3 protein-coding genes are annotated in these 2,808 nt (G+C 68.3%); all 3 read left to right on the forward strand.

Features of this window, described 5'->3' with window-relative positions:
- Positions 1 to 767: ABC transporter substrate-binding protein (locus AC30N0_RS19730; RefSeq protein ID WP_489519583.1), on the forward strand; the 767-nt coding region annotated here is incomplete at its 5' end.
- Positions 768 to 823: 56 nt separating this feature from the next.
- A complete protein-coding gene (locus AC30N0_RS19735; protein WP_489519584.1) occupies positions 824 to 1,762 on the forward strand; it encodes an ABC transporter permease in 939 nt (312 codons plus the stop codon).
- A gap of 41 nt (positions 1,763 to 1,803) precedes the next feature.
- A complete protein-coding gene (locus tag AC30N0_RS19740; RefSeq protein WP_489519585.1) occupies positions 1,804 to 2,787 on the forward strand; it encodes an ABC transporter ATP-binding protein in 984 nt (327 codons plus the stop codon).
- The last annotated feature ends 21 nt before the right edge of the window (positions 2,788 to 2,808 follow it).

Raw genomic sequence — 2,808 nt, forward strand, 5'->3', positions numbered from 1 at the left:
TCTTCCTCGGCATGGACCAGAAGCGCGACGAGCTGCAGTTCTCGAACGTGAAGGGCAAGAACCCGTTCAAGGACAAGCGCGTCCGCCAGGCCTTCTTCCAGGCCATCGACATCGAGGCGATCAAGGCCCGCACCATGCGCGGCGCGGCGACCCCCACCGCCCTGATGATCGCTCCTGGCGTGCGCGGCTTCCAGACCGACATGAACAAGCGCCTGCCGTACGACAGCGAGGCTGCGAAGAAGCTGTTGGCCGAGGCCGGCTACCCGAACGGGTTCGAGGTGGGAATGAACTGCCCGAACGACCGCTACGTCAACGATGCGGCGATCTGCCAGGCGGTCGCGGCCAACCTCGCCCGGATCGGCGTCAAGGTCAACCTGATGGCCGAGACCAAGGTCAGCTACTTCCCGAAGATCCTGCGCCGCGACACGAGTTTCTATCTGCTCGGCTGGACCCCGTCGACGGGCGATTCGCACGACGTCCTCTCGGCCCTCATGGCGACGCCCACCGAGAAGGGCCAGGGCCAGTTCAACCTCGGCGCCTACAGCAACCCGCGCCTCGATGACCTGACGCTGAAGATCCAGTCGGAGACCGACGAGAAGAAGCGCAACGACATGATCCGCGAGGCCTTCAAGATCCACCAGGACGACGTCGGCCACATTCCCCTGCACCAGCAGGCGCTGGCCTGGGGCATGAGCAACCGGGTCAATCTGGTGCAGCTGCCGGACAACCGCATGTTCTTCAAGTGGATCACGGTCAAGTCGAAGTAGGGCAGGCCGCAGCACTCGGCCCGGGGGCAGGGGCAGCGCCTCCGGCGCGGCGCGATTTGCCGCCGGTGCCGGTGACGGCGGTGCCGCCGGGGCGCTTCGCCCGCTTCATCGACAGCGATTTCTGGCACTCGTTCCGCAGCTCGCCGATGGCCATCGGCGCCGCGGTGGTGGCGCTCGTCTGCATCGTCGCGGCTGTGTTCGCGAACTGGATCGCGCCGCACGACCCCTTCAACCTGGCGACGCTGGAACTGAGCGACTCGATGCTGCCGCCGGCCTGGATGGAAGGCGGTACCGCCAAGTACCCGCTCGGGACCGACGAGCAGGGCCGCGACGTGCTCTCGGCGCTGATGTTCGGGGCCAGGATCTCGCTCTTCGTCGGTGGCGCTTCGGTGCTCGTCTCGCTCCTGGTGGGGGTCGGTCTCGGCCTTCTCTCCGGCTATGTCGGCGGCAGGCTCGATGCCCTGATCATGCGAATCTGCGACGTGATGCTGTCCTTTCCCTCGATCCTCATCGCCCTGCTGTTCGCCGGAGTCGGGCACGCGCTGTTCCCCAATGCCAACGACCTGCTCGCGTTCGGGGTCGTCATCGTCGCGATCGCCTTGCCGGGCTGGGTTCAGTACGCCCGTGCGGTGCGCGGCTCGACGATGGTCGAGCGGCACAAGGAGTACGTGCAGGCGGCCCGGGTCATCGGCGTTCCGCCGCTGCGGATCATGTTTCGCCACGTTCTGCCGAACGTCATGGGCCCGGTGCTCGTCCTCTCGACGATCCAGGTCGCCGTAGCCATCCTGGCCGAGGCCACGCTGTCGTTCCTCGGCGTCGGCGTCTCGCCGACGTCGCCCTCCCTCGGCACCTTCATCAACGAAGGCAACAAGCAGCTGTTCAGCGGCGCCTGGTGGCTGGTGATCTTCCCGGGGGCGACCCTGGTCCTGATCGCCTTGAGCATTAACCTGTTCGGCGACTGGCTCCGCGACGCTCTGAACCCGCGCCTTCGCTGAGTGTTCGCTCACACCGCCTCTCACAGGCCTGTCCCGCCCCCATGACCCGTCCCCTGCTCGAAGTGCGCAACCTCCGCGTCCAATTTCCGACCCGCCGAGGCACGCTCGTGGCCATCGACGACATCTCCTTCGAGATCGTCCCCGGAGAGATCCTCGGCGTCGTCGGCGAATCCGGGGCCGGCAAGTCGCTGACCGGCGCGTCGATCATCGGCCTGCTCGACCCGCCCGGCCGCGTGGCGGGCGGGCAGATCCTGTTCGACGGCCGCCGCATCGACGACCTGCCGTACGAGGCCATGCGCAAGGTGCGCGGGCGCTCCATCGGTGCCATCTTCCAGGACCCGCTGACCTCGCTCGATCCGCTCTATACCGTCGGGCAGCAGCTGATCGAGACGATCCAGACCCATCTCGACCTCAATGCGGCCGACGCTCGCCGCCGTGCCGTCCGCCTGCTGCAGGAGACCGGGATCCCCGCCGCCGAGGAGCGTCTCGACCAGTACCCGCACCAGTTCTCGGGCGGCATGCGGCAGCGGGTCGTGATCGCCCTGGCCCTGGCCGGCGAGCCGCGCCTGATCGTCGCCGACGAGCCGACCACGGCACTCGACGTCTCCATCCAGGCGCAGATCATTTTTCTGCTGAAGCGGCTGTGCAAGGAGCACGGTGCGGCCGTCATGCTGGTGACCCACGACATGGGCGTTATCGCCGAGACCTGCGACCGGGTCGCCGTCATGTACGCCGGGCGCATCGTCGAGATCGGGCCCGTCGACGCCGTGATCCACGCGCCGGCCCACCCTTACACCGCCGGCCTGATGGGCTCCATCCCGGCCATGGATGAGGAGCGGGGCCGGCTGCTGCAGATCGATGGCGCCATGCCCCGCCTGACCGCGATCCCGCCGGGCTGCGCCTTCAACCCGCGCTGCCCGCGCGTCTTCGCGCGCTGCCTGGTCGAGCGTCCCGACCTGCTGGAGGCCGGCCGGACCCGCGCCGCCTGCTGGCTGCACGCGCGCGAGCTGAAGGCGGCAGCGTGAGCGCCGTGCCGTCGCCGGCAG

The sequence above is a fragment of the Rhizobacter sp. genome, from assembly GCF_031412495.1.
GTDB lineage: Bacteria > Pseudomonadota > Gammaproteobacteria > Burkholderiales > Burkholderiaceae_C > Schlegelella_A.